Below are 15,157 nucleotides of genomic sequence, written 5' to 3'. Positions count from 1 at the left end.
CGACGCGAACTCGGGGGGCGGCGGGAATTCCGGTGCCGGAGGCGGCGGCGGAAATTCGGGAGGCGGAGGAAAGCCGGGCGGAGGCGGCGGCGCCGGTTCGTTGGCACCCGGAGGCGGTGGCGCCGGTGACGGCGTCGGCGTCGGCGTCGCGGCAGCCGCCAATGTGTCCGGGCACATCTCGTGTTGTGCGGCGTCGATCACTACCTTGGTGACGCCGTCGGCGACCTTCGTGCCGAACCGGTCCTTGGCGGGACGGCCCCGCCGCAGGTTCTGGCAGATGATCTCGCCGAATTTCACCGCCCCGGCCGGCGTGGTGAGCCCGGGGCTGTTCTGGTACTTGAACCCGTGCGACTCGAGGTAGCTGAGGTAGCTCTTCTCGTCGGCCTGCGCCGGCGCGGCGGCGAAGATCAGGGTTGCAGGAATCAGCGTTGTCGCCGCCAGCCGCCACTTCATGGGACAGAACTGTAGACGGTGGCGGCCGGGGCGACACGCGCAAGTGGCCGCGAGTCAGCCCAGGCGACGCAGCCCGCGGTACTGCAGCAGCGCGAAGAACGCCGTGTAGGCGGCGCTGCCCAAGGTCGCCGCGACGCCGACTCCGGTCAACGGAAGCACACCGGACTCCAGCACCGCGATGGCGGCGACGGTGCACACCACATTGGCGATGATCACGCCGACGCCGGCGCGGCGCACGTCCGGCAGCGCAGACAGGATGTAGACGGCCACGCCGTAGAGGACACAGAAGGCGGCCAGGCCGTATTCGTGGGCCGCGGTCAGGCCTTCCAGGGCCGCCATCGAGCGGGCGGCGACGGCACCGACCACGCCGACGGCTCCGGTGACGACGGCGTCGGCCCGCAGAGCGAAACGCAGCAGTGAATCGGTCGAGTCGGACAGGACCGGGGTGGTGAGGGCGGTCATGATGGAACTCCCTTCGAGGATCGACTACCAACACCGTCGACCTTGCTCACCCCCCGCTGCCACTTCGACCCACGGCACTGCCAAGCACTGCCACCTGCAGGTCAGGAACCCGACGACACCGTCAGCCGGCTTCGCAGATCCGCGGCGATCACCCGGGCCCCGGCGTTCTGCCAGTTGTGCAGCGAACGCTGCGGCACCTCGGTGACCAGCCACTGCCAGGCCTGCCGGGCGGTGGGATCCAGTCCGGCCGGGGTGGCGTTCTGCGCGTAGGCGCGTACGCCGACCACGTAGGGGAAGTACAGGGCGTTGTAGTGCCGCCACTGTTCGGTGGTGCCGAACTCACCACCGTCGCGCGGTTTGAGCGCGGCGATCCGGTCGGCCAGCAGCGCCTTGAGTTCGTTGGCGCGTTCCAGCGGCGCGTCGGGAGCACCGCGGGCGGCCAGCCTCTCGTCGATGGCCGGCAGCGCGGTCAACGGGCTGGCGACGAGTTTCGACAGATCCCCGTAGTGGCCCAACGCCCGTCGGGTCAGCCGTACAAAGGTCTCCTCGTCGACGTCGTCGAGCGGACTGGTCGAGCGCAGCGCCAGCGCCGCTTCGGTGCCGCGCAACGCAGCACGGTCGGCGCGCAACGCCGGGGAACGCCAGAACGCCAGCCGATCCCAGAGTCCGGCCAGCCGGTCCACGAACACCTGGACCTCGATCCCGACCGCGATCGTGGTGAACAGCAGAACCGTCAGCGCCGTCTGCGCCGTGGGTTCGTTTCGGGTCAGCGCCAACCCGATCAGCACCTGCCCGCCCAACAGCGCCGCCATCGCGACCGCGGCCAGGAACGAGCGCAGCATGTCCAGCCGTAGCGCCTGGCCCTCGTCGAAGGCGTCCCACAGCGCCACCGCCAGCCCCAGCAGAAGCACGTCGACGCCGGTGCTGGCCAGCGCGATCCCGCTGGGCACCACGCCCAACGGGATCAGCAGAATCGCATTGGCCAGGGCGAAGAACAACGTCGCGACGGCGGCAACGCCGAGGACCGATCCGGGCTGCGCAGGCCGGATCAGTGCTTTGACCATGGCACCCAGCGTCGACACCGAGACCACGGCGAACAGCAGCCAGTGCCCGGCCCGCAGCGGGCCGTCGACGCTGCCCGCCCACGCCGCGCCCGTCAGCGCGGCGGCGGCGACCACGCCGACGAGCACCGCGTCGCGTGTCCGGCTGGTCCAGTGGTCGCAGGGCCGGGACAACTCCAGCACCACCGCGAACCACGCCACCCCGGGCACCACGGCCAGGTAGATCTCCAGCCGTCCGAGCAGTACCGGATGCCACACCGCACGCACCGCGTCAGCGGCGACCACCGCCGCGAAACCGCACAGGCCGAGGGCGGCCAGCACCAGCACCTGCTTTCGCGGATCGCGGGCCAGCAGGTACATCCCCAGCCACCAACTCAGGGTGAATACCAGCGCCGACAGCACGATCATGTCCGCGCTACCGCCCGAATCGCCGGTGCCGCACGCTGTAGTCGCGCAGCGCACGCAGGAAATCGACCCTGCGGAACGCCGGCCAGTGCGCCTCGGTGAACCACATCTCCGAGTAGGCGCTCTGCCACAGCAGGAAGCCGGACAACCGCTGCTCCCCGGAGGTCCGGATCACCAGATCCGGGTCCGGCTGGCCGGAGGTGTAGAGATTCTCCGAGATCCCTTCGACGGTCACCGCCTCCACAAGTTCTTCGGCGGTGGCGCCGTTGGCCAGCTGCTTGCCGAGCAGGCCGCGCACGGCGTCGACGATCTCCTGTCGGCCGCCGTAGCCGACCGCGACGTTGACGTGCAGATTGGAGCTTCCGCCGTCTTGGTTCGCCGCGGCCGCTGTGCCTTCGACAGCCTCGCGCAGACGGCGGGCGGGTTCTTCGCCCAGCAGTTCCAGATCCCCGACGGTCCGCACGCTCCAGCGGTTGGCGGGGGCACAGATCTCCTCCACCACGTCGGTGATGATCTCGATGAGCGCGGCGAGTTCGCCGGGGTCGCGCTGCAGATTCTCGGTGGAGAGCAGGTAGATGGTCGCCATCTCGATGCCGGCGTCAGCGCACCAGCGCAACATCTCGGCGATCTTGGCCGCGCCCATCCGGTAGCCGTAGCTGACGTCGTCGTAGCCGGCATCGCGCGCCCACCGCCGGTTGCCGTCGCAGAGAACCGCGATGTGGCGCGGCAGGGTCGACCGCGAGGCCGCCAAGCCCTGCCGGAGGCGCAGCTCGTAGATCCGGTACAGCGGCTCCTTCAAGCGCGCCGGGATGATCGCCACAAAAACCCAGACTACTGTGATCTCCAAGCATTGACGGGAATCACCTCCGGGATCCGCATGGAGTCAGGAAGGACCATGAGCACCCACACCGACACGATCGCCGAACCGAATCCGAGTGATCTGCCTGCGGACGCCCCCGCGCCACACACCAGGCCGCGGGCACGCGGGTGGATTCACTTCGCATCGGCCATCGTCGCGGGCATCGCCGGGATCGCCCTGATAGCGGTGACCTGGCCGTTGGCCGGACTCGAGGCCGGCTTGGCATCGCTGGCGTACACCATCTCGGTGGTGGGCATGTTCGCGGTCAGCGCGACCTATCACCGGGTGACCTGGAAGTCGGTCTCCACCCGGATCCGGATGAAGAGGCTCGACCACGCGATGATCTTCATCTTCATCGCCGGCACCTACACCCCGTTCGCGTTGCTGGCGATGGACCACGGCCCCCAGGAGCGGCTGGTGATGACCATCGTGTGGGGCGGTGCCCTGGCCGGCGTGGTGCTGAAACTGTGCTGGCCGACCGCCCCGAAGTGGGTCGGGGTGCCGCTCTACCTGCTGTTGGGGTGGGTGTCGGCGTTCTTCATCGCGACGATCATGCACAACGCCGGCGTTGCGGCGATGGTGCTGCTGGCCGTCGGCGGCGCGCTCTACAGCATCGGGGCGATCATGTACGCGCTGAAGTGGCCGGACCCGTGGCCGGAGACGTTCGGCTACCACGAGTTCTTCCACGCCTGCACCGCGGTGGCCGCGGTCTGTCAGTACATCGCGATCTGGTTCGCGGCGCTGTATTAAGCACCCGTCCCGGTCGGACCGAGCTCGGCTTAGAGCTGGGTGATGTTCTCCGCCGACCAGTAGGCCTTCATGCCGGCGATCTTGCCGTCGCCGTCGAACACCATCACGTCGATCGGCTCGATCCGCATCCGGTGATCGCCGTTGGTGATGGTCAGTGCGAACTGGAATGCCGCCTCGTTGCCGGCGACCCGCAGCGACACCAGCTCTGCCTTGCGGTCCAGCCCGGTGATGGCCGAGTAGAAGTTGCGGATGGCCTGGTGGCCGATGTGCACCTCGCCGCCGACCGGGTCTTCCAGGGTGGCGTCATCCGCGTACAGCCCGACCAGCGCATCGGCGTCGCCGCCGCCGACTAGCTCGATGTAGCGGTGGACGGTCTCGGTGATGGCCTGTGCCTTATCGGGTGCGCTCGTCATGTGGCGGAGATTACACGGACGCCGGATTGGCGGGCACCGCAAGGGCGGCGGCCAGCTCCGCTGCGCTGCCCACCGGCAGATCGCACACTGGACCCCGGCACACGTAGGCGGCGTCGGCACCGTTGACCCGGTCTCGGCCGATCAGCGGCTCCGACGAGCCCGCCGCACCGCCGACGACGATCGCCCCGCCGGGGGCCAACCGGCGTGCCTCGGTCAGCAGTGCGGAATCCGGGCTCTCGCAGGCCACCGCGATCTGTATCGGCCCCCGTACGCAGGCCTCGGCGACACCGAGCCAGTGCCCGACCGCGCGCGCCGCCCGCGCCAGCAGCGCGGTGTGCGCCGCCAGCGCATCGCCGGCCGCCCGGCGGTAGCGCTCGCCGCGGTCCGCGCCCACCAGGTGCGCCGCGGTCAGCAGCGCCTCGGTGATCAGCGCGGCTCCCGACGGGGTGGCCCCGTCCGACGGGTCGCTCGGGCGCAGCATCAGCGCTTCGGCGTCATCGGCGCTGTCGAACCACCGTCCCGGTGAGTCCGGGTCGGCGAAGTGGGCCAGCGCGGTGTCCAGCAGGCCGACCGCGGCATCCAGCCACCGCGGGTCCGCGTCGAGCTGGTACACGCTGAGCAGTCCGGTGGCCAACGCACCGTAGTCCTCCAGGATTGCGGCGCTCTCCCCCACCCGGCCGCCCAGGCTGGCGCGGCGCAGCCGGCCATCCACCAGATGCAGGTCGAGCAGCGCGCCCGCGCAATCACGCGCCGCCACGACCAGACTCGGGTTCCTCAGCGCCACAGCCGCTTCGGTCAACGCCGTGATCGCCATGCCGTTCCAGGCGGTGACCACCTTGTCGTCGCGTCCGGGCTGGGGCCGGGACCGTCGAGCGGTCAGCAGCCGCTGCCGTACCCGGTCGAACCGCTGCGGATCGTCGGGATCCACCGGAAGCTGCAGCACCGAACTGCCGGGTTCATGCGGCGGCCCCAGCTTCGCCTCTCCTCCGTCGAGCCTCGCTGAACCGCCGGACTCGAACGTGCCGCTCACCGTGACCCCGAAAACGGCTGCCGCCCAAGCCCCGTCATCGGCGCCGAGAACCTCGGTCAACTGCTCGGGCGTCCACACATAGGTCAAACCTTCTTGACCGTCGGCGTCGGCGTCCAGCGACGAGACGAACATGGCGCCGTCGGAAAGCTCCGCGAGTAGGAATCGGGCGGTCTCTGAGGTGATCCGACTCGCCAGCGGGTTGCCGGTGCGCCGGGACCAGTGCGCATAGGACCGCAGCAGCAGCGCGTTGTCATACAGCATCTTCTCGAAATGCGGTACCACCCAGGCGTTGTCAACGCTGTACCGGGCGAATCCTCCGGCCAGCTGGTCATAGATACCGCCGCGCGCCATCGCCGCACCGGCGCGGGCCACGGCGTCGAGCGCCGGGCGGGTCGCGGTCCGTTCGTAATGGCGCAGCAGGGTTTCCAGCAGTGCGGAAGGCGGGAACTTCGGCGCACCGCCGAAGCCCCCGTGTTCGGTGTCCTCGTCACGCAGCACGGCCGACACGGCGCCGTCGCAGAGCATCGCGTCGACGGGCGGGCCGCCCCCGGGCAGTCCGGCGGCCATCGACCGCAACTCGGCGGCAATGCGCTCCGAGGCGTCCTCGACCTCGTCGCGGCGTTCGGTCCAGGTGGCGGTGATCGCCGAAAGCAATTGCAGAAAAGTGTCTTTCGGGTAGTAGGTGCCGCAGTAGAACGGACGACCGTCGGGAGTGAGGAAGCAGGTCATCGGCCAGCCGCCATGCCCGGTCAGCGCCTGGGTGGCGGTCATGTAGATCGCGTCGATGTCGGGACGTTCCTCCCGGTCGACCTTGATGCACACGAAGCTCTGGTTCATCGCTGAGGCGACTTCCGCGTCCTCGAACGAGCCGTGCGCCATCACGTGGCACCAGTGGCAGGCCGCGTAGCCGACCGACAGCAGGATCGGCACATCTCGCTCTGCGGCTTCGGCCAGCGCCTCGGGCGTCCACTCCCACCAGTCCACCGGGTTGTCGGCGTGTTGACGCAGGTATGGGCTGGCGGACGCGGCGAGTCGATTGGCCATCCATCCACGCTAATCCCGGTCGCCGTCGGCCGCCGCCCAGACCCGCAGGCAGATGCCGTCTACCCGGAGACCAACCAGATCGAAAACAGTTGCTGAATTCTTGAATTCGACTGCAAAGCACCAGTAACTCGTGTCCCTGCCATTGCTAGCATTCGGCGACGAGACGACCCGAGGGATGTGATTGACATCGATCGACGTACCGTACCGAGCCTGCTGGCCGTCGGCGTTGCCCTGCTGTCCGGGTGCGGCGTCAACCACGACACCACACGGTCACGCGAGGCGGCACCGGCTCCGGGATCCGGGGTGGAATGCGGCGGAAAGCTGACCCTGAAGGCCAGCGGTTCGACCGCACAAGCCAGGGCGATGAAGCGATTCGCCGCGAGGTTCAGCCACGACTGCCCGGGACAGCACTTGAGATACGAGGCCAACGGGTCGGGTGCCGGTATCAACGAATTCATGGCAGAAGAAACGGATTTCGGCGGATCCGACTCGCCACTGAGCAAAGGTGAATACGACCGGGCTCAGCAGCGCTGCGGCGCGCCGGTGTGGAACCTGCCGATGGTGTTCGGGCCCATCGCGATCGCCTTTCGTCTCAACGGCCTGACATCGCTGAATCTGGATGGCCCCACCGCAGCCAATATCTTCAACGGCGCCATCACCACCTGGAACGACCCCGCGATCGCCGCGCTCAACACCGGCACCGCACTGCCTGACGTGCCGATTCGGGTGGTGTTCCGCAGCGACGAGTCCGGAACCACCGACAACTTCCAGCGCTATCTCGACACCGCCTCCGCGGGTGCCTGGGGAAAGGGCGCCGGACGAACGTTCAACGGCGCAGTCGGGAAGGGCGCACACGGTAACGAGGGCGTCGCCGCCGCCACGTCCGGCACCGAAGGGGCGATCACCTACACCGGATGGTCGTTCGCCCAGGCGCGTCGGCTGGGTCTGGTCAACGTCATCACCTCGGCCGGCCCCGACCCCGTCGCTATCAGCGAGGACTCCGTCGGCAAGACGATTTCCTCTGCCTGGTTCATCCGCGACGGCAACGATCTTGCCCTCGACACCATCTCGTTCTACCGGCCGAATCAACCCGGTGCCTACCCGATTGTGTTGGCCACCTACGAGATCGTCTGCTCAAAGTATCCCGACTCACGGGTCGGAACGGCCGTCAGAGCCTTTCTACAGAGCGCGATCGGGGATGGCCAGACCGACCTGGCCGACCACGGCTACGTGCCCATCCCCGATGCGTTCATGCCGCGCCTGTCGGCCGCCATCAGCGCGATCAGCTGAATCGGGCGGTCCCGCGACACCCAAAGTTTCACAGGTCTTTTCGCCGCCGTCAGGACAATGTTCCGAGGGTTTTCCGACGGTAGTCGACGTTTAGCACCATGCGGTTCCTAGCGGCGCCCCCAGAGGTCACCTCCGCGCTGGTCCATTCCGGGCCCGGTCCCAGATCTCTCATCGAGGCATCCGGGGCGTGGCTGCAGCTTGGCGCCGGCCTGGATGAATCCGCGGATGCCTATGTGGCCGCGCTGTCATCGTTGGTGGAGACCTGGCGCGGCCGGTCAGCGGTCGCAATGGTGCAAGCCGCGGAGCCCTACCTGGCTTGGCTGCGAACAACCGCGCAGCAGTGTCGGCGGACCGCCTCTTCGGCTCAGCTCGCCGCGACCGCCTTCGAGTCCGTCCGTAACGCTGTGACCCCCACCGCTGCCATCACGGCCAACCGCACTCAGCGGGCACAACTGCTGGCCTCCAATCGGTTCGGGAGCAATGCGGCGGCGATCGCGGAGAACGAGAGCCGATATCTGACCATGTGGACGGACAACACCGCGGCAATGGCCCACTACCGGGCGGCCTCCGCCCAGGCCACCGCATTGTCCGCCTTCACATCGCCGACGCCGGCGACTGTCAGCTCCGGGATCGCCTCGGCTGACTCGACGTTGCCGTCACTGGACTCGTCACTGCCGACGTTCGACCCCAACTACGGTTGGACCGGCCTGGCTAACACCTACGCCAACCAGTTCGTGTCGTCCGGATTCCCGATCAACCTGCTCAGCTACCTCGCCCAGAACACCTCGGCGCAGGCGTTGCAGGGCGTGAATGCCTCCATCGGACAGGGCCTGGCCGAGGGTGAGGCCGCCCTGATCCCGTCGATCCCGCTCGGCGGACTGGGCGCGTTGGGGGCCGCCGGCCTTACCGAAATGCCTTCGGCGGCATTCGGTGTCGGGGTGAAGGTCGGCCCACTGACCGCTCCGCCCGCTGCGGCGGGATTTGTGCAGACCGCGCGGACGCCGGTGCAGCTGGCATCGGCGGCGGCTCCGCTGCCCGTTGGCGAGTCACATGGATTTGCCGGAGTCCCGCCGATCCTGCCGCCGGTTGTGCCGCCATCGACCGCGGCCGGCAGTGGCTGGCGCAAGCGCAAGCAGCAGCGGTATGAGGATCTGGAAGTCGGTTTGGAGCTCGGGGGCCCGGTCATGCCGAAGCCGCCGTGTGCGGGCTGACCGCGACTACATCAACTGCGACTAACTGCGGTGCCTCGGGCAGAACGCACTCACACTGACCCCGACGAAGAAGCCGGCGTGGTAGCCATCGAGCTGGCTGCTTTGCATCACTTCGGAAACCACGTCGCTCTTCGGCCGACCTCCGTCGAGCTCGTCGCAGACCTCATGACCGGCGATGACCGCAGACTGCCCATTGGCGAAATCGATGCCCTTGGAGTTCAGTGCACCCAGAAAGGTGGTGTCGACCGCATCAGCGTGCACGGCCGGAACCTTGATGAGGCCGAGCAGTAGCACCGTCAAGATGATCGGCGACAGCGCCAACCCGGGCGAGCGATCTGCGAGCATGGCCAACCCTGAACCCTTCTACAAGCCGCGGTCAGGGCCATCATCTCATGCGGCACAACGGTCGGCGATCACCCTCCAGGCGTCCGAAACCACAAGGGGCAAAGGTTAATCCGGAGGTCAGGTGCCCGAAACCCAGCGTTGGGGAGCTGTTAGCGGGAGGGCTCCGGCGGCGCTGCGCCAGGACCGTCGTCACCCGGGAAATCGCCGGCCGAGATAGACCCGACGGTCCCTTCGTCGGCGGCCTGATCAGCGGCGGGATCATCCCGGTCGAAGGACTCCGGCAACTTCTTGAGCTGCCGGTTCATCGACCGCACCAACCCGAACGTGCCCAATAGCAGCAGCACGATGACCAGCAGCCCGAGCGGGCTGGCCTTGCCGAAGTCCGGCCCGGTGTCGCGGGGCACCTCCTCGGCCAAAATCCAAAGCGCGGTCAGCGCGGCGTGGTTCATCGGTTGTCCTCGATCCCGGCGAACAGGTCTGTCTCCGGCAGACTAACCGGCACTCGCGACCGGGCCAGCTCGAACTCCTCGGTGGGCCACAGCCGTTGCTGCCACTCGATAGGAGCGGCGAAGAAATCACCGTTCGGGTCGATCTGGGTGGCGTGTGCCCGCAGCGCGTCGTCACGCTGGCTGAAGTAGGCGGCACACTCGACGCGGCTGGTCACCCGGTCGGCGAACACGTCATGGTCGGGCTGCCAGTGCTGCAGCCACTTCGCGAACGGGCCGACCTCGCCGTTGCGGGCGAACTCGTCCTGCAGCAACTGCATCCGTTGCCGCAGGAATCCGTGGTTGTAGTACAGCTTGGAGACCGACCAGACCTCACCCGCGCCGGGAAAGCGACGGTAGTCGGCGGCGGCCTCGAAGGCGGCCACCGACACCTGGTGGCAACGGATGTGATCGGGGTGCGGGTAGCCGCCGTTCTCGTCGTAGGTGGTCATCACATGCGGCCGAAAGTCCCGGACGACCTCCACCAGGCGCTCCGTCGACACCTCCAGCGGTACCAGCGCGAAGCAGTCCTCGGGCAGCGGCGGCAGGGGGTCGCCCTTGGGCAGTCCGGAGTCGACGAAGCCCAGCCAGTGGTGTTCGACGCCGAGGATCTCGGCGGCTTTGGCCATCTCATTGCGTCGGATATCGGCGATGTGACCGTGTACATCGGGCAGATCCATGGCGGGATTGAGAATGTCGCCGCGCTCGCCGCCGGTCAGCGTCACCACCATCACCCGGTGGCCGGCGGCGGCGTAGCGGGCCAGCGTGGCCGCGCCCTTGCTGGACTCGTCGTCGGGGTGGGCGTGCACCGCCATCAGCCGCAGTCCACTCATGTGCACATCCCCGTTTCCTCCCGGTTCCTCCTGCCGGAACGCCGGACTGGACGCCTATAGTTCCAGATGGTTTCCGGTCCCATCGTTCCACCATCTGCGGCGGGCGCGGTAACCGATCCCGACACCACCGGCGACCATGGGACACACCGCACGATGACCGACTCGAAGCCGGCCCGATACGGGGATTCCCCGGGCCGCGTCCTGCCCCGGCGGCTGCTGGCGATCGCACTGGCAACGCTGGGGATCGCGGCGGCTGCCGCGGTCGCCGTGCTGGGATTTCAGCGGATCGCCACCGCCGAGGTGAAGGGTGAACTGTACGGATACGAGGTGCTCGACAACCAGACGGTGTCAGTTAAGTTCAGCGTGACCCGATCCGATCCGTCCCGCCCTGCCGCGTGCATCGTGCGGGTCCGGGCCATCGATGGAAGCGAGACCGGACGGCGCGAAGTGCTGATCCCGCCGTCGGATTCGGCGACCGTACAGGTGACGACGATCGTCAAATCCTCCCAGCAACCTGTTATGGGCGATGTCTACGGTTGCGGTAGTGACGTGCCCGGTTATCTGCAGTCGCCGTAACGTCGCGGTGGTACCCTATCCGGATACACGGTTCCAGCTGGGACCGTGTATTGCTGCATTAGAACGACTGCATTAGAAGGCGTCGACCCGCTGAACCCGAAAGCGTCGGGTCCGACGACACAAGGGAGCACAGTGAGATGACGGACACCCAGGTGACCTGGTTGACGCAGGAGTCACACGACCGGCTCAAGGCGGAGCTCGACCAGCTGATCGCGAATCGTCCGGTGATCGCCGCGGAGATCAATGACCGCCGCGAAGAGGGCGACCTGCGGGAGAACGGCGGCTACCACGCGGCCCGCGAGGAGCAGGGCCAGCAGGAGGCCCGCATCCGGCAGCTGCAGGAACTGCTCAACAATGCCAAGGTCGGCGAGGCGCCGACGCAGTCCGGCGTGGCGCTGCCGGGTTCGGTGGTCAAGGTCTTCTACGACGGCGACAAATCCGACACCGAGACCTTCCTGATCGCCACTCGCCAAGAGGGCGTCAACGACGACAAGCTCGAGGTCTACTCACCGAACTCGCCGCTGGGCCACGCCCTGCTCGGCGCCAAGGTGGACGAGGAGCGCAGCTACACCGTGCCCAGCGGCAAGACCGTCAGGGTGACCCTGGTCAGCGCCGAGCCCTACCATTCCTGAGCGCGGCCGCTCCTGAGCGCAGCCGCTCAGGCCAGCGCCTGCTGCAAATCAGCGATCAGGTCGTCAATGTCCTCGACGCCCACCGACAGCCGGACCAGGTCGTCGGGAACCTCGAGTTGAGAACCCGCCGTCGACGCATGCGTCATCGCACCCGGGTGTTCGATCAGCGACTCCACCCCGCCCAGTGACTCCGCCAGGATGAAGATCTCGGTTCCGGCGCACAGCTTCTCGGCGGCGGCCCGCCCGCCACGCATCCGGACCGACACCATGCCGCCGAACCCGCGCATCTGCGCCGCGGCCACATCGTGGCCGGGATGGCCGGGCAGACCCGGGTAGAGCACCCGGCTGACCGCAGCATGACGGGTGAGGAATTCCGCGACCGCCATGGCGTTCTCGCTGTGCCGCTGCATCCGCAGCACCAGCGTCTTCAAGCCCCGCAGGGTCAGGTAGGCGTCGAAGGGGCCGGGCACCGCCCCGGCACCGTTCTGCAGGAACGCGAAGGCAGCGTCGAGCTCGTCATCGTCGGTGACCAGCGCGCCGCCCACCACGTCGGAGTGGCCGCCGATGTACTTGGTGGTCGAGTGCAGCACCACGTCGGCGCCCAGCGACAGCGGCTGCTGCAGCGCAGGCGAGGCAAAGGTGTTGTCCACCAGAACTTTTGCGCCGCCGCTTCGGCCGATGGCGGAGAGCGCGGCGATATCGGCGATGGACAGCAACGGGTTGGTGGGCGTCTCCACCCAGATCAGCCGGGTGCGGCCGGTGAGCGCGGCACGCACCGCATCCAGGTCGGACAGCGCGACCGGCGTGTACGCCACACCCCACTGGGTGAACACCTTGTCGATCAGCCGGAAAGTGCCGCCGTAGGCGTCGTCCGGGATGATCAGGTGGTCGCCGGGGCGCAGGATGGCCCGCAGGGCGCAATCAGTGGCGGCCATCCCCGAACCGAAGGCCCGGCCGAACCGGCCGCCCTCCACCGCGGCCAGCGCGGTTTCCAAAGCGGCCCGGGTCGGGTTGCCGGTGCGCGCGTACTCGTAACCACCGCGCAGGCCGCCGACGCCGTCCTGGGCGAAGGTGCTGCTGGCGTAGATCGGTGCGTTGACCGCTCCGGTAGCCGGGTCGGGCCGGAAACCGGCGTGGATCGCGGTGGTGGACAGTCCTGTCTTGCGGTGTCGTTGACTCTGGCTCACCGGATCGGCAGGCAGACGGTGGTCATGATCTTGTCGGCCAACGTCTGGCGTTTGGCGTCCCACAGCGGGAACAGGTAGCCGATGCCCAAGATCAAGCTGTCGACGATGTGGGCCAATTGGCGCACGATCGACATTCCGAACCCGATCGGCTGCCCGGTGGCTTCGGAGACCACCTTGAACTTCATCGCCGATTTGCCGATGCTCGACCCGGTGGTGCCCTGCCGGTAGCCGAAGTTCCAGATTCCGAAGCCGAGCGCCGCCAGCCAGCCCACAAACATCAGCGCCGCACCGGCGCTGGACGGTGTGACCGTGCACGCGAACCCAGCCGAGGTGGTGACGCACTCCTTGTTGGCCGTGGTACCGGCGATCATCGCGGGGATTCCGTAGAGCACCAGGATCGGGATGAAGTCGATGAAGTACGCGCCCACCCGGGTCAGCCACGAGGTGTAGGCCTCCGGAGGCAGCTGGCCGACCGGGGTTCCGGCCGGGCTTCCGTACGACCCGTAGCCCGGAGCCGGCGGCGGGTAATTGCCCGCGGGGGGTAGTTGCCCGGCGGCGGCGGGGGGTAGTTGCCCGGAGGCGGGTAATCGCCGGACGGGGGCGGGTAACTGCCGGACGGCGGAATGTCGGTCATCTCCACCCCTTCGGGTCGGGTCGGCGAAATTGTCCAAAACGCTACCGCAGGTCGGTGATCGGAACCTCCGTTATCGTCGGCGTGGCCCGTCGGAGAGGAAGCCCAACAGGTCATGTCGGGTGATGACGCCCACCGGCTTACCGCCCTCGACCACCATCACCGCGTCAACCTCGGCCAGCGTGGCCGCGGCGACACCGACGACCTCCCCGGAGCCGATCAGCGGCAGCGGCGGGCCCATGTGCTGCGACACCGCGTCGGCGAGCTTGGCACGGCCCTCGAACACCGCGGAGAGCAGATCGCGCTCGGACACACTGCCGGCCACTTCACCGGCCATCACCGGCGGCTCGGCGCCGACGACGGGCATCTGCGAGACCCCGTACTCGCGCAGGATCCCGATGGCGTCGCGCAGCGTCTCCGCCGGATGGGTGTGCACCAGGTCCGGCAGCACCCCGGACTTGGCCCGCAGCACGTCGCCCACCGTGGGCTGCACCGTCGAGCCGTCCAGCCGGGACCGCAGGAACCCGTAGGACGACATCCAGGCGTCGTTGAAGATCTTCGACATGTAGCCGCGGCCGCCGTCCGGAAGCAGCACGACGACCAGTGCGTCGGGCCCCGCCTTGACGGCCGCTTCCACCGCCGCCACCACCGCCATCCCGCAGGACCCGCCGACCAGCAGCGCTTCCTCGCGGGCCAGGCGCCGAGTCATGTCGAACGAGTCGGCGTCGGACACCGCGATGATCTCGTCGGGAATGCTCGGGTCGTAGGCGGCCGGCCAGAAGTCCTCGCCGACACCCTCCACCAGATACGGCCGGCCGGTGCCGCCGGAGTACACCGAGCCTTCCGGGTCGGCGCCGACGATCTGCACCCGGCCTCCCGACACCTCTTTGAGGTAGCGGCCGGTACCGGTGATGGTCCCTCCGGTGCCGATCCCGGCGACGAAGTGGGTGACCTGACCGTCGGTGTCGGCCCAGATCTCCGGGCCGGTGGTCTCATAGTGACTCTCCGGACCCGCCGGGTTGGAGTACTGGTCGGGCTTCCAGGCCCCGTCTATCTCCTCGACCAGGCGGTTGGACACGCTGTAGTAGCTGGCCGGGTCGTCCGGCGGCACCGCGGTGGGGCACACCACCACCTCGGCGCCGTAGGCCCGCAACACATTCTGCTTGTCCTCGCTGACCTTGTCCGGGCAGACGAATACGCACTTGTAACCGCGGCGCTGGGCGACCAACGCCAGCCCGACACCGGTGTTGCCGGAGGTGGGTTCGACGATGGTGCCGCCCGGCTTGAGCGCCCCGCTGGCCTCTGCGGCGTCGATCATCTTCACCGCGATGCGGTCCTTGGAGCTGGCACCCGGGTTGAGGTACTCGATCTTGGCGACCACCCGGCCCGCCCCGGCAGGCACGATCGAATTCAGCTCGACCAGTGGGGTGTTGCCGATGAGGTCGCTGATGTGGCGCGCAATCCGCATGCCTGCCATCGTCTCAGGCGGC

The 15,157-nt window shown here is 68.2% G+C and carries 16 protein-coding genes and 1 pseudogene; 5 read left to right on the top strand and 12 right to left on the bottom strand.

Annotated features, from left to right (window positions below):
* The 4 genes from AWC16_RS00905 to AWC16_RS00890 all read right to left on the bottom strand — a co-directional run.
* On the bottom strand, window positions 1–453 hold a 453-nt coding region (locus tag AWC16_RS00905; protein ID WP_133055897.1), incomplete at its 3' end, for a DUF732 domain-containing protein.
* A gap of 54 nt (window positions 454–507) precedes the next feature.
* Window positions 508–915, bottom strand: a complete 408-nt coding sequence (locus AWC16_RS00900) for a hypothetical protein (protein WP_085262948.1) — start codon at window positions 913–915, stop codon at window positions 508–510.
* Between the two features lie 101 nt (window positions 916–1,016).
* Window positions 1,017–2,384, bottom strand: coding sequence for a hypothetical protein (locus tag AWC16_RS00895; RefSeq protein ID WP_085262947.1), 1,368 nt, complete (start codon window positions 2,382–2,384; stop codon window positions 1,017–1,019).
* Between the two features lie 7 nt (window positions 2,385–2,391).
* Window positions 2,392–3,201, bottom strand: a complete 810-nt coding sequence (locus AWC16_RS00890; RefSeq protein ID WP_085262946.1) for a (2Z,6E)-farnesyl diphosphate synthase — start codon at window positions 3,199–3,201, stop codon at window positions 2,392–2,394.
* Between the two features lie 75 nt (window positions 3,202–3,276).
* Between AWC16_RS00890 and trhA the strand changes: the two genes are divergently transcribed.
* The gene (gene trhA, locus AWC16_RS00885; RefSeq protein WP_085262945.1) at window positions 3,277–3,990 is read left to right on the top strand and encodes a PAQR family membrane homeostasis protein TrhA; all 714 of its coding nucleotides are present in this window, start codon (window positions 3,277–3,279) and stop codon (window positions 3,988–3,990) included.
* A 29-nt stretch (window positions 3,991–4,019) separates the two neighbouring features.
* On the opposite strand, the gene AWC16_RS00880 is transcribed toward trhA, so the two are convergent.
* Both AWC16_RS00880 and AWC16_RS00875 read right to left on the bottom strand, forming a co-directional pair.
* The gene (locus tag AWC16_RS00880; protein ID WP_085262944.1) at window positions 4,020–4,403 is read right to left on the bottom strand and encodes a nuclear transport factor 2 family protein; all 384 of its coding nucleotides are present in this window, start codon (window positions 4,401–4,403) and stop codon (window positions 4,020–4,022) included.
* A 10-nt stretch (window positions 4,404–4,413) separates the two neighbouring features.
* Window positions 4,414–6,477 carry a thioredoxin domain-containing protein gene (locus AWC16_RS00875; RefSeq protein WP_085262943.1) on the bottom strand — a complete coding sequence of 688 codons (2,064 nt, stop codon included), beginning with the start codon at window positions 6,475–6,477 and terminating at the stop codon, window positions 4,414–4,416.
* Window positions 6,478–6,654: 177 nt separating this feature from the next.
* Here AWC16_RS00875 and pstS point away from each other — a divergent pair, with 177 nt between their 5' ends.
* Complete coding sequence (pstS, locus tag AWC16_RS00870) at window positions 6,655–7,767, top strand: phosphate ABC transporter substrate-binding protein PstS (protein WP_409370636.1); 1,113 nt, start codon at window positions 6,655–6,657, stop codon at window positions 7,765–7,767.
* A gap of 98 nt (window positions 7,768–7,865) precedes the next feature.
* Complete coding sequence (locus tag AWC16_RS00865; RefSeq protein ID WP_085262942.1) at window positions 7,866–8,978, top strand: PPE family protein; 1,113 nt, start codon at window positions 7,866–7,868, stop codon at window positions 8,976–8,978.
* Between the two features lie 21 nt (window positions 8,979–8,999).
* Here AWC16_RS00865 and AWC16_RS00860 read toward each other — a convergent pair whose 3' ends face one another.
* From AWC16_RS00860 to mca, 3 genes are all read right to left on the bottom strand, one after another.
* A complete protein-coding gene (locus AWC16_RS00860) occupies window positions 9,000–9,323 on the bottom strand; it encodes a DUF732 domain-containing protein (protein WP_085262941.1) in 324 nt (107 codons plus the stop codon).
* A 149-nt stretch (window positions 9,324–9,472) separates the two neighbouring features.
* Window positions 9,473–9,772: a hypothetical protein gene (locus tag AWC16_RS00855; RefSeq protein ID WP_085262940.1), complete on the bottom strand. Its 300-nt coding sequence runs from the start codon at window positions 9,770–9,772 to the stop codon at window positions 9,473–9,475.
* Entirely contained in the window at window positions 9,769–10,641 is an 873-nt protein-coding gene (mca, locus tag AWC16_RS00850) for a mycothiol conjugate amidase Mca (protein WP_085262939.1), read from the bottom strand. The genes AWC16_RS00855 and mca overlap by 4 nt, the downstream gene beginning before the upstream one ends.
* A 153-nt stretch (window positions 10,642–10,794) precedes the next feature.
* Between mca and AWC16_RS00845 the strand changes: the two genes are divergently transcribed.
* Entirely contained in the window at window positions 10,795–11,217 is a 423-nt protein-coding gene (locus tag AWC16_RS00845; RefSeq protein WP_085262938.1) for a DUF4307 domain-containing protein, read from the top strand.
* 137 nt (window positions 11,218–11,354) lie between these two features.
* Entirely contained in the window at window positions 11,355–11,849 is a 495-nt protein-coding gene (gene greA / locus AWC16_RS00840; RefSeq protein WP_085262937.1) for a transcription elongation factor GreA, read from the top strand.
* A gap of 26 nt (window positions 11,850–11,875) precedes the next feature.
* Here greA and AWC16_RS00835 read toward each other — a convergent pair whose 3' ends face one another.
* The 3 genes and pseudogenes from AWC16_RS00835 to AWC16_RS00825 form a co-directional block, all read right to left on the bottom strand.
* Window positions 11,876–13,036, bottom strand: coding sequence for a cystathionine gamma-synthase (locus tag AWC16_RS00835; RefSeq protein ID WP_085262936.1), 1,161 nt, complete (start codon window positions 13,034–13,036; stop codon window positions 11,876–11,878).
* Window positions 13,033–13,670: pseudogene (locus AWC16_RS00830) on the bottom strand (RDD family protein). The gene AWC16_RS00835 and the pseudogene AWC16_RS00830 overlap by 4 nt, the downstream one beginning before the upstream one ends.
* A gap of 70 nt (window positions 13,671–13,740) precedes the next feature.
* On the bottom strand, window positions 13,741–15,135 hold the full coding sequence (locus AWC16_RS00825; RefSeq protein ID WP_085262935.1) for a cystathionine beta-synthase: 1,395 nt from the start codon (window positions 15,133–15,135) through the stop codon (window positions 13,741–13,743).
* Between the last annotated feature and the right edge of the window lie 22 nt (window positions 15,136–15,157).

Source organism: Mycolicibacter longobardus, from assembly GCF_002102265.1.
Taxonomy (GTDB): domain Bacteria; phylum Actinomycetota; class Actinomycetes; order Mycobacteriales; family Mycobacteriaceae; genus Mycobacterium; species Mycobacterium longobardum.
This window is presented reverse-complemented; position numbering and strand designations above follow the sequence as displayed.

What these genes read in the sequence shown, in the direction of transcription:
- AWC16_RS00900 (WP_085262948.1), bottom strand. Translation starts at nt 915, where the DNA reads ATGACCGCCCTCACCACCCCGGTCCTGTCCGACTCGACCGATTCACTG.
- AWC16_RS00895 (WP_085262947.1), bottom strand. Translation starts at nt 2,384, where the DNA reads ATGATCGTGCTGTCGGCGCTGGTATTCACCCTGAGTTGGTGGCTGGGG.
- trhA (WP_085262945.1), top strand. Translation starts at nt 3,277, where the DNA reads ATGAGCACCCACACCGACACGATCGCCGAACCGAATCCGAGTGATCTG.
- AWC16_RS00880 (WP_085262944.1), bottom strand. Translation starts at nt 4,403, where the DNA reads ATGACGAGCGCACCCGATAAGGCACAGGCCATCACCGAGACCGTCCAC.
- AWC16_RS00875 (WP_085262943.1), bottom strand. Translation starts at nt 6,477, where the DNA reads ATGGCCAATCGACTCGCCGCGTCCGCCAGCCCATACCTGCGTCAACAC.
- AWC16_RS00865 (WP_085262942.1), top strand. Translation starts at nt 7,866, where the DNA reads ATGCGGTTCCTAGCGGCGCCCCCAGAGGTCACCTCCGCGCTGGTCCAT.
- AWC16_RS00860 (WP_085262941.1), bottom strand. Translation starts at nt 9,323, where the DNA reads ATGCTCGCAGATCGCTCGCCCGGGTTGGCGCTGTCGCCGATCATCTTG.
- AWC16_RS00855 (WP_085262940.1), bottom strand. Translation starts at nt 9,772, where the DNA reads ATGAACCACGCCGCGCTGACCGCGCTTTGGATTTTGGCCGAGGAGGTG.
- mca (WP_085262939.1), bottom strand. Translation starts at nt 10,641, where the DNA reads ATGAGTGGACTGCGGCTGATGGCGGTGCACGCCCACCCCGACGACGAG.
- AWC16_RS00845 (WP_085262938.1), top strand. Translation starts at nt 10,795, where the DNA reads ATGACCGACTCGAAGCCGGCCCGATACGGGGATTCCCCGGGCCGCGTC.
- greA (WP_085262937.1), top strand. Translation starts at nt 11,355, where the DNA reads ATGACGGACACCCAGGTGACCTGGTTGACGCAGGAGTCACACGACCGG.
- AWC16_RS00825 (WP_085262935.1), bottom strand. Translation starts at nt 15,135, where the DNA reads ATGCGGATTGCGCGCCACATCAGCGACCTCATCGGCAACACCCCACTG.